General features: G+C 67.3%; 15 protein-coding genes. 12 read left to right on the forward strand and 3 right to left on the reverse strand.

The features are described 5' to 3' along the window. The first annotated feature begins 158 nt into the window (after positions 1-158). The 3 genes from NFU04_RS15820 to NFU04_RS15830 all read left to right on the forward strand — a co-directional run bounded on the left by NFU04_RS15820 (position 159) and on the right by NFU04_RS15830 (position 3,459). Entirely contained in the window at positions 159-803 is a 645-nt protein-coding gene (locus NFU04_RS15820) for a Spy/CpxP family protein refolding chaperone (protein ID WP_198057711.1), read from the forward strand. 80 nt (positions 804-883) lie between these two features. After that, positions 884-3,190 (forward strand): heavy metal translocating P-type ATPase, encoded by a 2,307-nt coding sequence (locus NFU04_RS15825; protein ID WP_146802080.1) that lies wholly within the window; start codon positions 884-886, stop codon positions 3,188-3,190. Positions 3,191-3,207: 17 nt separating this feature from the next. Further along, positions 3,208-3,459, forward strand: a complete 252-nt coding sequence (locus NFU04_RS15830) for a hypothetical protein (RefSeq protein ID WP_198057710.1) — start codon at positions 3,208-3,210, stop codon at positions 3,457-3,459. Positions 3,460-3,814: 355 nt separating this feature from the next. Here NFU04_RS15830 and trxC read toward each other — a convergent pair whose 3' ends face one another. Continuing rightward, on the reverse strand, positions 3,815-4,252 hold the full coding sequence (gene trxC, locus NFU04_RS15835; RefSeq protein ID WP_251310377.1) for a thioredoxin TrxC: 438 nt from the start codon (positions 4,250-4,252) through the stop codon (positions 3,815-3,817). A gap of 52 nt (positions 4,253-4,304) precedes the next feature. After that, complete coding sequence (locus NFU04_RS15840; RefSeq protein WP_146802077.1) at positions 4,305-4,643, reverse strand: cupin domain-containing protein; 339 nt, start codon at positions 4,641-4,643, stop codon at positions 4,305-4,307. A 651-nt stretch (positions 4,644-5,294) separates the two neighbouring features. On the opposite strand from NFU04_RS15840, the gene NFU04_RS15845 reads away from it, so the two are divergent. The 3 genes from NFU04_RS15845 to NFU04_RS15855 all read left to right on the forward strand — a co-directional run bounded on the left by NFU04_RS15845 (position 5,295) and on the right by NFU04_RS15855 (position 8,382). After that, the gene (locus NFU04_RS15845) at positions 5,295-6,170 is read left to right on the forward strand and encodes an NAD(P)-dependent oxidoreductase (protein WP_146802076.1); all 876 of its coding nucleotides are present in this window, start codon (positions 5,295-5,297) and stop codon (positions 6,168-6,170) included. A 178-nt stretch (positions 6,171-6,348) separates the two neighbouring features. Next, complete coding sequence (locus tag NFU04_RS15850) at positions 6,349-7,194, forward strand: AAA family ATPase (protein WP_251310378.1); 846 nt, start codon at positions 6,349-6,351, stop codon at positions 7,192-7,194. A gap of 3 nt (positions 7,195-7,197) precedes the next feature. Continuing rightward, entirely contained in the window at positions 7,198-8,382 is a 1,185-nt protein-coding gene (locus NFU04_RS15855) for a vWA domain-containing protein (RefSeq protein WP_251310379.1), read from the forward strand. A gap of 12 nt (positions 8,383-8,394) precedes the next feature. Here the strand turns inward: NFU04_RS15855 and NFU04_RS15860 are convergent, their stop codons facing one another. Further along, positions 8,395-8,976 carry a helix-turn-helix domain-containing protein gene (locus tag NFU04_RS15860; protein WP_251310380.1) on the reverse strand — a complete coding sequence of 194 codons (582 nt, stop codon included), beginning with the start codon at positions 8,974-8,976 and terminating at the stop codon, positions 8,395-8,397. A 120-nt stretch (positions 8,977-9,096) separates the two neighbouring features. On the opposite strand from NFU04_RS15860, the gene NFU04_RS15865 reads away from it, so the two are divergent. The 6 genes from NFU04_RS15865 to NFU04_RS15890 all read left to right on the forward strand — a co-directional run. Further along, positions 9,097-10,296, forward strand: a complete 1,200-nt coding sequence (locus NFU04_RS15865) for a benzoate/H(+) symporter BenE family transporter (RefSeq protein ID WP_251310381.1) — start codon at positions 9,097-9,099, stop codon at positions 10,294-10,296. Between the two features lie 86 nt (positions 10,297-10,382). Beyond that, on the forward strand, positions 10,383-10,979 hold the full coding sequence (locus tag NFU04_RS15870; protein ID WP_251310382.1) for a GNAT family N-acetyltransferase: 597 nt from the start codon (positions 10,383-10,385) through the stop codon (positions 10,977-10,979). Beyond that, the gene (locus tag NFU04_RS15875; protein ID WP_251310383.1) at positions 10,976-11,887 is read left to right on the forward strand and encodes a carbon-nitrogen hydrolase family protein; all 912 of its coding nucleotides are present in this window, start codon (positions 10,976-10,978) and stop codon (positions 11,885-11,887) included. The genes NFU04_RS15870 and NFU04_RS15875 overlap by 4 nt, the downstream gene beginning before the upstream one ends. 306 nt (positions 11,888-12,193) lie before the next feature. Then, positions 12,194-13,915, forward strand: a complete 1,722-nt coding sequence (locus NFU04_RS15880; protein WP_251310384.1) for a proline--tRNA ligase — start codon at positions 12,194-12,196, stop codon at positions 13,913-13,915. Further along, positions 13,848-14,525 (forward strand): transglycosylase SLT domain-containing protein, encoded by a 678-nt coding sequence (locus NFU04_RS15885; protein ID WP_251310385.1) that lies wholly within the window; start codon positions 13,848-13,850, stop codon positions 14,523-14,525. The genes NFU04_RS15880 and NFU04_RS15885 overlap by 68 nt, the downstream gene beginning before the upstream one ends. Positions 14,526-14,562: 37 nt before the next feature. Beyond that, positions 14,563-14,976: hypothetical protein (locus NFU04_RS15890; protein WP_251310386.1), on the forward strand; the 414-nt coding region annotated here is incomplete at its 3' end.

Raw genomic sequence — 14,976 nt, forward strand, 5'->3', positions numbered from 1 at the left:
TTGGAGCCGATCGGCAACATGCCACCGGCCGAGCGAGAAGCGCTGTATTATGAGCAACAGGGTCAGGCCAAGAAGGCGGCCTGACTCAAACCAACGGGTCTCCGAGAAAGCCGGGACGGCTCATCCCGAATCGGCTCAATAGCTTGAGGAGAACGATCATGGAAATTCGCCAGCAGACTCTCGCCCTCGGACTCGCCCTGGTACTCGGTGCCAGTGGTACCGGTGTTGTCCTCGCTCAGAGCATGCCGACCAATCAGTTCGGTCAGGGAAGCGGCATGATGGGTGGCAACGGCAGCCAGGGTGGCATGGGGCCCGACATGATGAGGGGAATGATGGGTGGCGGCCAGGGCGGCATGGGCCCCGACATGATGAGGGGAATGATGGGTGGTCAGGGTGGCATGGGCCCCGGCATGATGCGTGGAATGATGGGCGGCGGGACCATGCCATGCCCGATGATGGGCGACGCCGGCATGGGCATGATGCAGGAGATGCTCGAGTCGGAGCAGCGCGACGTGATGCGTGAACTGATGCAGGAACATCGCCCGGCACAGTTCGAGCGTATGGGACGCCTGATGAACCTGCGCGATGACCTGATGGCGGAGATGCACCAGGAGCGCCCCGACCCGGCGGCCGTGCAGGAACACCATGCTCGTATGGCCGAGTTGCACGGGGAGATGCTGTCCGAGATGGTGCGCATGCGAAATGCCATGCATGACCTCATGACCGACGAACAACGTCAGCAGCTGCAACAGGCGAACCCGGAGGGTGGTGTCGATCCAGACGGCCACGACGAGCATCACTGAATCACTTCGATTGAAGCGCCAGAACGTCCGGGCAGCCACAGAAGGTCCGCCCCTTCGGCTTCTCCAGCAGGAGATACGCGATGAGAGACACCGCGACAAGAACGATCACCCTAACGGTCCCCGGCATGGGCTCGGACCACTGTGCCGGCATCGTGCGCAAGACACTCGAACGCCTCGATGGCGTGGGCGATATCCAGACCAATATTGCCAACCACCATATCAGCGTGACGCTCGATGAAGGTGGGCCCGACAGCGACATGTTGAAGGAAGCCGTCGAGGGCGCCGGCTATGACGTGGCTGCCGTGCAGAGCGACGAGGCGGAGGACGCCGACAGCGACGCCGAGATCGAGGAAGCCTATCTGAGCCAGGCCCGCAAGCGGCTGATCATCGCCGCCGTGCCCACCACTCTGATCATGCTGCTGATGATGCCGCACATGTTCTGGCAGCCGATCCCGGGGTATCTCGCCATCATCGCCGTGCTGGCCTTCCCGGTGGTGTTCCTCCAGGGCGGGGCCGCCACCCATCGATCGAGCTGGCGCTCGCTGAAGAACGGCACCTTCAACATGGACGTGCTGATCTCGATGGGCAGCCTGCCGCCCTACCTGATCGGTCTGGTCGGCTTCGTCTATCCGATGACCTCGTTCATCGAGATGGCCGCCACCATCATGACCTTCCACCTACTGGGCCGCTATCTGGAGGTCCTGGCCAAGGGGCGCGCCTCCCAGGCCATCCGCCGCCTGCTGACCCTGGGCGCCAAGACCGCGCGGGTGGAGCGCGATGGCGAGGAGGTCGAGGTGCCGGTGAAGGAGCTAGCCACCGGAGACATCATGATCGTGCGACCGGGCGACAAGATTCCCACCGACGGGGAGGTGGTCGAGGGCGAGAGCCACCTGGACGAGTCCATCGCCACCGGTGAATCGATACCGGTCTACAAGAGCGCCGGCGACGAGGTGATCGGTGCCACCCTCAACAAGGAGGGACGCCTGCGGGTCAAGGCGACCCGGGTCGGTGGTGACACCTTCCTCTCCCAGGTGGTGCGCCTGATCGACCAGGCGCAGGGCTCACGGGTGCCCATCCAGGAGTTCGCCGATCGCATGACCGGACGATTCGTGCCGGCGGTCCTGGCCATCGCCCTGGCGAGCCTCGCGGCCTGGGCGCTGTTCCCGGAAGCCTTGCGGCCGATCCTCGACTGGGGCGCCGGCTTCCTGCCCTGGGTGACCCCCGGGGCCGCCACGCCGGTGCTGGCGATACTCGCCGCCATCGCCGTGCTGGTCATCGCCTGCCCCTGCGCCCTGGGCCTGGCCACCCCCACGGCGCTGATGGTCGGTTCCGGCATCGGCGCCGAGCGCGGCATCCTGATCCGCTCCGGTGAGGCGATCCAGACCTTCAAGGATGTCAAGGTGATGGTGCTCGACAAGACCGGCACCATCACCCGGGGCGAGCCCAGGCTCACCGAGGTGGTGACCGCCGAGGGCAGCGATGAGAGCCACCTGCTCACCCTGGCGGGCAGCGTGGAGAATGCCTCTGAGCACCCCATCGCCCGGGCCATCGTCGACGGTGCCCGGGAGCGCGACGTGAAACCCGGCGAGGTCAGCGAGTTCCGCTCCACTGGGGCGCGCGGCGTCTCGGGCAAGGTCGGCGAGGAGAGCGTTCTGATCGGCAACCGACGCCTGCTCGAGGAGGAGGGCGTGACCGGCCTCGAGGCCCTGGACGACGCCATGGGCGAGCTCGAGGGCAAGGGTCGCACCGTGGTGATCGTCGCCGCCAACGGCCGGGCGCTGGGGCTGGTCGCGGTGGCCGATACCCTCAAGCAGGAGTCGGTGGAGGCCATTCGCGGCATGCACGACCTCGGCCTGCACGTGGTGATGATCACCGGCGACAATGAACGCGCCGCCCACGCCGTGGCAGACGAGGTGGGCATCGACGAGGTCCAGGCAGGCGTGCTTCCGGAAGGCAAGGTCGAGGCCATCCGCGCGCTTCAGGAGAAGCACGGCAACCACGTGGCCATGGTCGGCGACGGCATCAACGACGCCGCGGCGCTCAAGCAGGCCAACGTGGGCATCGCCATCGGCGCAGGCGCCGACGTGGCCATCGAGGCGGCAGACGTGACCCTGGTGCGCGGCGAGCTCACCGGGGTGGTGGATGCCATGCATCTGTCTCAGGCCACTTTCGGCAAGATCGTCCAGAACCTGATCTGGGCCAGCGCCTATAACGTGGCCGCCATCCCCATCGCCGCCATCGGCCTGCTGCACCCGATGATCGGGGTGATCGCCATGACCACCAGCTCGCTGTCGGTGATCGGCAACTCGCTGCGCCTCAAGCGGCGCTACGCCCGCGAGCAATCCCACCGCGAGCCATCGACTGCTGCCCAATCGTCTCAGTCCTAAGACAAAGGCGACCTCTTATGACACAGCCACATCCCCCCAAACGCCCCACAAAAAAGATCGAGCCGCAGAAGGCACCATCACCACATGTCAGGGCGCTTCATAAATGGATGATGACCGCCTGCCTGATGCTAATGGGAGGCGCCGTGCTGCTCTTCATGTGGCGCGGCCAATCGCTGGCCAGCGGAGCCTGGCTATTGCTGCCCCTGGCACTCTGTCTCGGCATGCATTTCCTGATGCACCGTCATCTCGGGGATCATCAGCATGATTAGGAAGAGTAACGAGAGGCTAGCTGCCCTACGGTATCTATCGATAACGTGATAAAACGACGCGTGTCATGTGCTTTAGAAGCGATACACAACAGGTAAACGACTGGCAGGAAAGAAGCTGAAAGAGGGCTGATTGGCATCGATTCCAGACAGGTAACGCCGACGCCCTACTGGTCCTTTCTCGGTCGGTCAATTGCCACTGGCCAAGGCCTGCGTCAGCAATGTCGTTCTCCTCGGTCAGCATGATCGCCAAAGTGCCAAGCTTCGCCGGATCGCCCTCGATAAGGCATCTCGGTATGCGTCGGGCCGCCCTCGCCAACGCTGGAGACGGCCCGACGCCAATGGCCTCCGTGGCCCGTCAAGCCAGATGCGGCCTGAGCCACTGGGCCAGTTGGGCCGGCTGCATCACCCCAGCCTGGCGCGCCAACTCGCGACCCTCGCGGAATACCATCAGGGTGGGAATGCTGCGGATGCCGAAGCGTCCGGCCAGGGCCTGCTGCGCCTCGGTATCCAGCTTGGCGAAGCGCATGCGCGGCTCCAGCTCCCGGGTGACCTGGGCGAAGATCGGCGCCATCATCTGGCAGGGGCCGCACCAGCCGGCCCAGAAGTCCACCACCACCGGCAGCTCGCTGCGCGCCACCAGGGCGGAGAAGTTTTCGGCGGTCAGCGCCACCGGTTCGCCGGTGAACAGCGGTTGCTTGCACTTGCCGCAGCGTGGCGCATCGCTCAGGCGCGCCCGGCTAACGCGATTGACGGCATGGCAATGGGGGCAACCCAGGGTCAGGGCATCGGACATGGGAGTCTCCTCGAGGTGATAACCCAGGAGATGGAGGCCGAGGCAGGTATCTTCAAGCCGGGCGGCCCTCGACCGACGCCGCCCGATAATGCACCGCCAGCCAGATGCTGTCGCACTCCGGCGTCGTCCAGGCCACGCGATGGCGACGATGGGCGGGGATCAGCAGATGGTCGCCCGGCAACAGCTGGCGGTTCTCGCCGTCCTCGAACTCCAGGCGCGCCTCACCGGCCAGCAAGGCGACCCATTCGTGATCGGCCTGATCGTACCAGCCGGAAACGTGTCCCCGGGAGACGATACGCTCTACCCGCACGTCCTGGCCCCGGGCCAGGACGTCGACGATTTCCTCGGGGAGCGCCTCGGCTGGCGAGGCAAAGAGATTGACGAGCCTCATCGCTGCCCTCCACCAAAGTCGGATTGTTCGCACCGCTCAGGCTGTCATGATGCACGGCATAGCGCGAAGACAATCAATAACAACAAGAGCCACCATAAAAAGCGTCGCGGCAACAACAAGAATAAGATACGCATAAAAAAGGCCCCCCGAAGGAGGCCAGGTGGAGCACGCCAGCTCACTCTGTGTATCGCCATTATCCGACGATGTTGCGACTCGTCACTCTCTTCTCGTTGTTATTGCTCTCGGACGCCCCGCGTCGATCCCGTAATTTCTTCCTTGCCCTTCGACCGGTTTTCTCAGCCGAGGCATCTGGCTATGATTACCTATTCGAAATCCATGCCACCCTCTCTACAATTTCTTTACTATCAATCAGTTAAAAAACAACCTCCATGCCATACTCAGTCTGGTGCTGCCCCCAGGCTCACGGCGCCGCACCACTAAGGGGCTTTCTCTACTCGATCTGCCTCATCCTTGTGCATCACTCTATCATCGTCCTTATCTCTGGTGATATTTCCTGCCTTTAGGCATAAGCCTATGTAAATCGGCACTCTCTTAATCCCCCTGTCGGGACATCCATCCACCCATGATGTTGATGGAAAGGCTTTCCATAACGCATTATTGCCGGCACCTTATCCCGCCGGAGATTCCCTGATGACGCACCCCCGCCTCGGCTTTATCGGCATCGGCCTGATGGGCGACCCCATGACCCGCCGCCTGCTGGCGGCCGGCTTCGATGTCACCGTCTGGAACCGCTCTCCCGCCAAGGCCGAGCCGCTAGGCGAGGCCGGCGCCCGTCTCGCCGCCTCCATCGCCGAGCTGGTCGCCGAGGTCGACGTGATCATGCTCTGCCTGGCCAATACCGATGTGGTGGAGTCGGTGGTCTTCGGCGAGGAGGGCGTGGCTGCCCATGGCCGCCCTGGGCAGCGGCTGATCGACTTCTCCAGTAGCGACCCGGCGGCGACCCGCGACTTCGCGGCCCGCCTCGCGGCCGCCTGCGGCATGGACTGGGTGGACGCCCCGGTCTCCGGCGGCGTGGCCGGCGCCGAGGCGGGCAGCCTGGCCATCATGTGTGGCGGCGACGCCGACGCGGTCGACGCCTGCCGACCGCTGATGGCGCCGCTGGCCGCCCGGGTCACCCATATGGGCCCGGTGGGCGCGGGCCAGGTCACCAAGGTATGCAACCAGATGGTGGTAGGCTGCCAGGCGGCGGTGCTGGCCGAGATGGTGGCGCTCGCCGAGGCCAGCGGCGTGGACGCCACGCGCCTGACCGAGGCGCTCTCCGGCGGCTTCGCCGACTCCAAGCCGTTCCAGATCCTCACCCCGCGCATGGCGGCCGGCGACTTCGCCAACCCGCCCTGGCACCTGCGTACCCTACTCAAGGATCTGGACATGGCGGTGGCCCAGAGCCAGCGTGCCGGCAGCGCCACCCCGATGAGCGGCCTGGCCGCCCAGTTGATGCGCGCCCACGCCAAACGCGGCCACGCCGAGCAGGACCCGGCGATCCTGGTGGAGGCCTATCGGGACTGATCCGCGCCTTCCACTGCCCTCTCTCGCCGCCCTCTCTCGCCGCCCTTTCTCACCGCTCTCTCGCCCCCTCTCCTGCGGCCCCGCCATCCTGGCGGGGCCCTTTTGTCGATTGTTCCCCTCCGCCGCCTTCCGTACACTTGTTTGATCTTCAGTGACCCTTTCGACGAGCGAGACAGCCATGGCATTCGCGGGAACCTCCACCTATGTGGCCACCGAGGCCCTCAAGCAGGCGGTCAATGCCGCCGTGACCCTGGAACGCCCCCTGCTGATCAAGGGCGAGCCGGGCACCGGCAAGACCTTGCTGGCCGAGGAGCTGGCGGCCGCCCTGAACACCCGGCTGATCACCTGGCATATCAAGTCCACCACCAAGGCGGCCCAGGGCCTCTACGAATACGACGCGGTGAGCCGCTTGCGCGACTCCCAACTGGGCGTGGAAGGCGTCGAGCACGTCGCCAACTACATCAAGCCCGGCAAGCTGTGGGAGGCCTTTACCGCGGACGAGCGAGTGGTCCTGCTGATCGACGAGATCGACAAGGCGGATATCGAGTTCCCCAACGACCTGCTCCAGGAGCTCGACCGCATGGCCTTCCATGTCTACGAGACCGGGGAGACCATCCAGGCCAGGCACCGGCCGATCATCGTCATCACCTCCAACAACGAGAAGGAGCTCCCCGACGCCTTCCTGCGCCGCTGCTTCTTCCACTACATCGAGTTCCCCGACCGGGAGACCATGCGGGCCATCGTCGACGTGCACTTCCCGGAGATCGCGCCGAAGCTGGTCGGCGAGGCCCTGGAGGTGTTCTTCGAGCTGCGCCAGGCCCCGGGGCTCAAGAAGAAGCCCTCCACCTCGGAACTGGTCGACTGGCTGAAGCTGTTGATGGCCGACGACCTGGCCCGGGAGGCGCTCTATGATCGTGACCCGGTCAAGGCGATCCCGCCGCTGGCCGGGGCCCTGGTCAAGAACGAGCAGGATACCCAGCTGCTGGAACGGCTGGCCTTTATGCTGCGCCGGCAAGGCAGGTAAACGATGTTTATCGGCCTGTTCGAGACCCTCAAGCGCGCCGGGGTGCCGGTCTCCCTGCGCGAGCTGCTCGACCTCCACGCGGTGGTGGAACGCGGCGTGGTGTTCGCCGATCTGGAGGCCTTCTACCGGGTGGCGCGCACCGTCATGGTCAAGGACGAGCGCCACTTCGACCGCTTCGATCGCGCCTTCGCCGCCTGGTTCGCGGGCCTCGAGACTCTCGATGCCGCCATCGAGGCGCTGATCCCCGACGACTGGCTGCGCCGGGAGTTCGAGAAGCGGCTCACGGAGGAAGAGAAGGCGAAGATCGAGTCCCTGGGCGGGCTCGAGGCGCTGATCGAGACCTTCAAGCGGCGCCTGGAAGAGCAGAAGGCGCGCCACGCCGGGGGCAACAAGTGGATCGGCACCGGCGGCACCAGCCCCTTCGGCGCCTACGGCTATCACCCGGAGGGCATCCGCATCGGCCAGGACGGCTCCCGCCACCGCCGGGCCGCCAAGGTGTGGGACGAGCGGCGCTTCCGCGACTACGACGACGCCTTGGAGCTCGGCACCCGCAATATCAAGATGGCCCTGCGCCGGCTACGGAAATTCGCCCGCCAGGGGGCCGCGGCGGAATTCGACGTGGACGCCACCATCCGCGAGACGGCCCGGGACGCCGGCCTGCTCAACGTACAGATGCGCCCCGAGCGGCATAACGCGGTGAAGGTGCTGCTGCTGCTCGATGTGGGCGGCTCCATGGACGACCATATCCGCACCTGCGAGGAGCTCTTCTCGGCGGCCCGGGCCGAGTTCAAGCACCTGGAGCCCTACTACTTCCATAACTGCGTCTATGAGGGCCTATGGCGAGATAACGCCAGGCGTCATGACGAACGCATCCCGACCCTGGACCTGCTGCATACCTATGGGCGCGACTACCAGGTGGTGATCGTCGGCGATGCGGCCATGTCGCCCTACGAGATCACTCACCCCGGCGGCAGCGTCGAGCACTTCAACGACGAGGCCGGGGCGGTGTGGCTCAGGCGCCTGGTGGACGCCTTCCCCCGCCTGGTATGGCTCAATCCCATGCCGTCCCGGGCCTGGGAGTTGACCCACTCGACCCGGCTGATCCGCGAGCTGATCGAGGATCGCATGTATCCCCTGAGCCTGGCGGGGCTGGAGGCGGCAATGGGCGAACTGGCGCGGCGACGATAATCACCATACGCCTTATACGGAGGCGTCTCCCGAGGCGGCACCCGGCAGGTAGTGGATGACGTCGTGAAAGCGCAGCGGTCCCTCGCCCAGGTTGCGCATCACGTGGTGACGGTCGGCGTAAAAGCGTAGCCCCTCGCCGGGCCCCAGGCGCCGTGCCTCGTCGCCTTCCAGGGTCAATCCCAGGGTGCCTTCGACCACCACGATATGCTCCACCACCCCCCGGGCATGGGGCGACGACTCGCTCTCCGCCCCGGGGGCCAGCTCGATCTCGAACATCTCGAAGCCCAGCAGCGGGTCGAAGGGAAAGAGCACCCGGGCCTGCATGCCCGCGGCATCGCGCCCCCAGCGAGCCTCACCCGCCGGCCCCTCCTCGGCGTCGGTCCCCGGCGGGGCGAACAGCGACGAGAAGGAGACCGCGAAACCGCTGGCGATCTTCCATAGCGTCGATACCGTGGGGCTCGACTCGCCCCGCTCGATCTGCCCCAGCATCGCCTTGCTGACGCCGGTGGCCCGGGCCGCGCGGTCGAGGCTCCAGCCCCGCGCCTTGCGCAGGCCACGCAACCGGGTGGCGATATGGTTGGCGATCTCCTGCATCAGCGTCTCCAGTGAGAGTTATTCCCATTGTGCGTTATGACGCACAATGGTAGGGTGGCGCCAATTGTACGCTATAACGCACAGCACGAGGAGTGCTTCCCTCCTCAGGAGACACCGGCCATGACACCCCAGACCCAAGGATTGGCGCCATCGCACCGCTCGCTATGGCGCGACCTCAGCCCCTCCACCATCACCGCCGGCCTGGTGGCGGTACTGGTGGGCTACGGCAGCTCGGCGGTGATCATCTTCCAGGCCGCCGAGGCGGCGGGCGCCAGCCAGGCGCAGATCGGCTCCTGGCTGTGGGCGCTCGGTATCGGCACCGGTCTGACCTCCCTGGGGCTGTCGCTGCGCTACCGCATGCCGGTGCTCACCGCCTGGTCGACCCCCGGGGCCGCCCTGCTGGCCACCAGCCTGCCCGGCGTGCCCATGGAGGAGGCGATCGGCGCCTTCCTCTTCTCGGCGGCGCTGATCACCCTGTGTGGCGTCACCGGCCTGTTCGGCGCCCTGGTCAAGCGCATTCCCCCGGTTTTGGCCGCGGCCATGCTGGCCGGGGTGCTGCTGCGCTTCGGCATCGACCTCTTCGCCACCTTCGAGACCCAGTGGCCGCTGCCCCTGGCCATGCTGCTGGCCTATGGCCTGGGCCGGCGTTTCCTGCCCCGCTACGCCATCGTGCTGGTGCTGCTCACCGGGGTGGCGATCAGCGCCGTCCAGGGGCAGCTCCACTTGGATGGCATCGCCCTGACCCCGACCCTGCCGGTCTTCACCGCGCCGAGCCTTGCGCTCTCGACCCTGATCGGCGTGGGCATCCCGCTCTTCGTGGTGACCATGGCCACCCAGAACCTGCCCGGCATCACGGTGCTGCGGGCCGCCGGCTACCCGGCCCCCAGCTCGCCGCTGATCGGCTGGACCGGGGCCACCACCCTGGCCCTGGCGCCCTTCGGGGGCTTCGCCCTCAACCTGGCGGCGATCAGTGCCGCGGTCTGCCTGGGCCGCGAGGCCCACGAGGACCCGGCCCGGCGCTACACCGCCGGGGTCGCCGCCGGGATCGGCTACCTGACCCTGGGGATCTTCGGCGCCACCGTCACCGCCCTGTTCGCCGCCCTCCCCGCCGAGCTGGTGATGGCCCTGGCCGGCCTGGCATTGCTGGGCACCATCGGCAACGGCCTGGCCGGCGCCATGGCCGAACCCGAGCAGCGCGACGCCGCCCTGGTGACCTGTCTGTTCACCGCCTCCGGGGTCACCCTGCTGGGCATCGGTGCCGCCTTCTGGGGCCTGCTGGCGGGAATGGCCATGCTGGGGCTGCATGCCTGGCGGCGCTAAGGCCTAGTCTCGCGTCGCCACGAGAATTGGCGACGGCCCCGCGGCCTGCTAGGGTTCGGGCATTTCACCGGCCGCAGAGAGGCGTCATGACCGGGCTGACCTTGACCACCCGCCGGGGGCCGACCATCGCCCCCTACCTGGAGGCGCTCGCCGGGCTGCGCATCCGGGTGTTTCGCGACTTCCCCTACCTCTACGACGGCGATCCCGCCTACGAGGCCGCCTACCTGGGCCGCTACGCCGAGAACCCGGCCAGCCGCTTCGTGCTGGCCCTCGACGGCGAGGCGCTGGTAGGCGCCGCCACCGGCCAGCCCCTGGCCGACGAGGTGGCGGAGTTCCGCGCCCCCTTCGCCGCCGCCGGCCTCGATCCCGCCACGGTCTTCTACTATGGCGAGTCGCTGCTGCTGCCCGAGTACCGGGGCCGCGGCATCGGCAAGGCCTTTATGGCCGAGCGGGAGGCCCATGCCCGGGACGCGGGCTTCGCCCTCGCCGCCTTCTGTGCCGTGGAACGCCCCGACGACCACCCCCGCAAGCCCGCCGACTATCGCCCCCTGCACGGTTTCTGGGCGAGCCGTGGCTACCGCCGCCGGGGCGAGCTCGCCACCACCTTCGCCTGGAAGGATCTCGGCGAGGCCGAGGAGAGCGACAAGCCCATGGTCTTCTGGCTCAAGGAGCTGACCCCATGACGATCACGGTGGCCGCCGCCCAGTATCCCATCGACCGCTTCCGCCACTTCGACGACTTCGTCGCCAAGGCGAGCCGCTGGGTCAAGGACGCCGCCGACCGCGGCGCCGACCTGCTGGTCTTCCCCGAGTATGGCGGCATGGAGCTCACCTCCCTGCTGCCCGAGGCGGTGATCGGCGACCTTTCGGCCCAGCTCGAGGCGCTGCAGCCGCTGCGCGACGATGCCCTGGCCGTATGGCGGCGCCTGGCGATGCAACATGAGGTCACCCTGCTCGCCCCGTCGCTGCCCTGGCACCTGGCCGATGGCCGCTACGTCAATCGGGCCTGGCTGATCACCCCGGACGGGAGCCTGGGCCACCAGGACAAGCAGATCATGACCCGTTTCGAGAACGACGACTGGGGCGTCTCCGCCGGCGACGGCCTGCGCCTCTTCGACACCCCGGCGGGGCGGCTCGGCGTGCTGATCTGCTATGACAGCGAGTTTCCCGACCTGGCCCGGGCCCTGGTCGAGGCCGGCGCCGACCTGCTGCTGGTGCCCAGCTGCACCGACACCCCCGCCGGCTACCACCGGGTGCGCCTCTCGGCCCAAGCCCGCGCCATCGAGCAGCAGGTGGCCATCGTCCACGCCCCCACCGTGGGCGAGGCGCTCTGGTCGCCGGCGGTGGATATCAATACCGGCCATGCCGCCATCTACACCCCCTGCGATCACGGCTTCCCGCCGGATGGCATCCTCACCCGGGGCGAGGACGCCACCCCGGGCTGGCAACTGGCTCGCCTCGACCTGGCGCTGATTCGCGCCCTGCGCGAGCAGGGCCAGGTCAACAACTACCATGACTGGGCGCTGCAAACGCAGCGCCTCGCCCTGGGCGTCGAGGCTATGCAACTTATCGAGGAATCACCGCGGGAATAGCCGAGGGTCGCCGGAGGCAGCAGTGCTAAACCGTCAACATGCCCTCTCTTGCGGCCCGGGGCTATCCCGGGGGCAGGCACCCGGAAGGCCGGACCCTCGCAAAGACGCTGTGAATCCCTCCCTGGACGCTCGACTTTTTCGTCCCTGAAAAAGACGCTTTGCTCCGACCTGCCCCCAGCGCCCCTCAGCATGCCCCATCTCCCGACCCGGCGTTTTGCCGCCACCCCGGCTTGCCGTACAATGCGCTGCAAAGACGCTGCGAGTCGCAGCCCCGCCTGTTAACGCTTCGAAGGATACGCCCAAGCCATGCGCGCCAGTGAACTCCTGATGTCCACCCTCAAGGAAACGCCCAACGACGCCGAGGTGGTCAGCCACCAGCTGATGCTGCGGGCGGGAATGATCCGCCGCCTCACCTCCGGCCTCTACACCTGGCTGCCGATGGGCCTGCGCACCCTGCGCAAGGTGGAGCGCATCGTCCGCGAGGAAATGGACCGGGCCGGCGCCCAGGAACTGCTGATGCCGGCGGTGCAGCCCGCCGAGCTGTGGCAGGAGTCGGGCCGCTGGGAGCAGTATGGCCCCGAGCTGCTGCGCCTCAAGGATCGCCACGACCGCGACTACTGCGTGGGCCCCACCCACGAAGAGGTGATCACCGACCTGGTGCGCCGCGAGCTCAACAGCTACAAGCAGCTGCCGGCCAACTTCTACCAGATCCAGACCAAGTTCCGCGACGAGATCCGCCCGCGCTTCGGGGTGATGCGCTCCCGGGAATTCATCATGAAGGACGCCTACTCCTTCCATATCGATGAAGATTCCCTGAAGCAGACCTACCAGGCCATGTACGACGCCTATGTGCGCATCTTCACCCGCCTGGGCCTGGGCTTCCGCCCGGTGCTGGCCGACTCCGGCGCCATCGGCGGCGACCGCTCCCACGAGTTCCACGTGCTGGCCGACTCCGGCGAGGACGCCATCGTCTTCTCAAGCGACTCCGACTACGCCGCCAATATCGAGAAGGCCGAGGCCCTGCCGGCGCCGCTGGGCAGCGACGCCCAGCGCCCCGCCCCCGGCGAGGAGCTGCGCCTGGTCGACACCCCCAACGCCAAGACCATCGCCGCCCTGGTGGAGCAGCACGGCCTGCCCATCGAGAAGACCCTCAAGACCCTGATGGTCAAGGGCAGCGAGGGCGGCCTGGTGGCCCTGCTGGTGCGCGGCGACCACGAGCTCAACGAGATCAAGGCCGAGCACCTGCCCGAGGTGGCCGAGCCCCTGACCATGGCCACCGAGGAAGAGATCCGCGCCGCGGCGGGTGCCGGCCCCGGCTCCCTGGGCCCGGTGAACCTCGACATGCCCATCGTCATCGACCGCTCGGTGGCGCTGATGAGCGACTTCGGCGCCGGCGCCAATGTCGACGGCAAGCACTACTTCGGCATCAACTGGGAGCGTGACCTGCCCCTGCCCAAGGTCGCCGACCTGCGCAACGTGGTGGAGGGCGACCCCTCCCCGGACGGCCAGGGGACGCTGTCCATCAAGCGCGGCATCGAGGTGGGTCACGTCTTCCAGCTGGGCAAGAAGTACTCCGAGGCGATGAACGCCACCGTGCTTGGCGAGAACGGCAAGGGCACCCACCCCTGGATGGGCTGCTACGGCATCGGCGTGACCCGGGTGGTGGCCGCCGCCATCGAGCAGAACCACGACGCCAATGGCATCATCTGGCCGGATGCCATCGCGCCCTTCCATATCGTCCTCGTACCGATGAATGCGCATAAGTCACAGCGCGTGCGCGACGAGGCGGAACGCCTCTACACTGAGCTCACGGCCCGGGGTTACGATGTGTTACTCGATGATCGCGATACCCGGCCGGGGGTCAAGTTCGCCGACCAGGAGCTGATCGGCATTCCGCACCGCCTGGTGATCGGCGATCGTGGCCTCGACAAGGGTGAGCTCGAATACAAGGGGCGCCGCGATGAAGAGGCCACCATGGTACCCGCCGACAGCCTGTTCGACTTCCTGGGCGAAGCCATTCGCCGCTAGGCGACGCCGGGGGCGCCACCTGGCGCCCCTGCTGCTGGGCCTGGGTCTCTCGCTGGCGCCCCTGGCCCAGGCCGACAGGCTGCCGTCGAGCCTCACCCAGACCCTGGAGGCGGTGATCGAGGCGCCCCGCAGCGCCGAGGCGATCTGGGCCGCCCGACAATGGGTCACTCGCATGGAGCCGCGCCTGGCGCGTTTTATCGGCGACGCCGACCTGCGCCGGCGGCTGCTGGAGCGGGTCTATCACGAGGCGACCCTGGCGGGACTCCCGCCGGCGCTGGTGATGGCGGTGATCCAGGTGGAGAGCGCCTTCGAGGCGGAGGCGGTCTCCCATGCCGGGGCCCGCGGCCTGATGCAGGTGATGCCCTTCTGGGTCGACGAACTGGGCCGCGCCCAGGACGACCTCCTCGATCCCTGGCTCAACCTGCGCTATGGCTGTACCATCCTGGCCCACTACCTGGACGCCGAACACGGCGACGTGACGCGAGCCCTGGTGCGCTACAACGGCAGTCATGGCGAGACCTGGTATCCGGAGCGGGTGATGCGGGCCTGGCTCGGCCGCTGGCACCTCCCCGGCCCGGACGGCCTGCCCCGGGATACCGCCCAGCGCTGAGCCTGGCCACCACCACGACAGAAGGCGCCACGCCCCCATGGCGGAGAGTCTCGACCCCCCACTGCACCTTATCGACCGGGCCTACCGGAGCATCCGGCGCCAGCTGGTGCTGCTGGTGCTGGCCGCCCTGACCCTGAGCCTGCTGGTGCTGCTGTGGTCGGCCCAGACCCAGAATGCTCAGCAAGCCGAGCGCGAGCTGACGCGCCTGGCGACCCAACTGGAACAGCTCGGCCGCCAGTTGGGGGGCCAGGTCCTCGACTACGCCCTCTGGGACATCAGCCACGAGCAGGTGCACCTGCGCCCAGCACTCGATCCCCACTGGCTGACCCAGGAGCTGGGTAGCAGCCTGCGAGACAACCTGGCCATCGACCTGGCCATGTTGATCGCCCCGGATGGCAGCGTCGATTACGCCATGCAGGCGGGAGCCCCCTGGCAGGCGATCACCCAGCCC

Origin of the sequence: Halomonas sp. NCCP-2165 (assembly GCF_023708045.1) — a bacterium.
Lineage (GTDB): Bacteria > Pseudomonadota > Gammaproteobacteria > Pseudomonadales > Halomonadaceae > Bisbaumannia > Bisbaumannia pacifica.

Coding starts and splice junctions, on each gene's coding strand:
- NFU04_RS15850 (WP_251310378.1), top strand. CDS start 6,349: ATGGCATTCGCGGGAACCTCCACCTATGTGGCCACCGAGGCCCTCAAG.
- NFU04_RS15830 (WP_198057710.1), top strand. CDS start 3,208: ATGACACAGCCACATCCCCCCAAACGCCCCACAAAAAAGATCGAGCCG.
- NFU04_RS15865 (WP_251310381.1), top strand. CDS start 9,097: ATGACACCCCAGACCCAAGGATTGGCGCCATCGCACCGCTCGCTATGG.
- NFU04_RS15825 (WP_146802080.1), top strand. CDS start 884: ATGAGAGACACCGCGACAAGAACGATCACCCTAACGGTCCCCGGCATG.
- NFU04_RS15875 (WP_251310383.1), top strand. CDS start 10,976: ATGACGATCACGGTGGCCGCCGCCCAGTATCCCATCGACCGCTTCCGC.
- NFU04_RS15885 (WP_251310385.1), top strand. CDS start 13,848: ATGAAGAGGCCACCATGGTACCCGCCGACAGCCTGTTCGACTTCCTGG.
- NFU04_RS15870 (WP_251310382.1), top strand. CDS start 10,383: ATGACCGGGCTGACCTTGACCACCCGCCGGGGGCCGACCATCGCCCCC.
- NFU04_RS15845 (WP_146802076.1), top strand. CDS start 5,295: ATGACGCACCCCCGCCTCGGCTTTATCGGCATCGGCCTGATGGGCGAC.
- trxC (WP_251310377.1), bottom strand. CDS start 4,252: ATGTCCGATGCCCTGACCCTGGGTTGCCCCCATTGCCATGCCGTCAAT.
- NFU04_RS15840 (WP_146802077.1), bottom strand. CDS start 4,643: ATGAGGCTCGTCAATCTCTTTGCCTCGCCAGCCGAGGCGCTCCCCGAG.
- NFU04_RS15880 (WP_251310384.1), top strand. CDS start 12,194: ATGCGCGCCAGTGAACTCCTGATGTCCACCCTCAAGGAAACGCCCAAC.
- NFU04_RS15820 (WP_198057711.1), top strand. CDS start 159: ATGGAAATTCGCCAGCAGACTCTCGCCCTCGGACTCGCCCTGGTACTC.
- NFU04_RS15855 (WP_251310379.1), top strand. CDS start 7,198: ATGTTTATCGGCCTGTTCGAGACCCTCAAGCGCGCCGGGGTGCCGGTC.
- NFU04_RS15860 (WP_251310380.1), bottom strand. CDS start 8,976: ATGCAGGAGATCGCCAACCATATCGCCACCCGGTTGCGTGGCCTGCGC.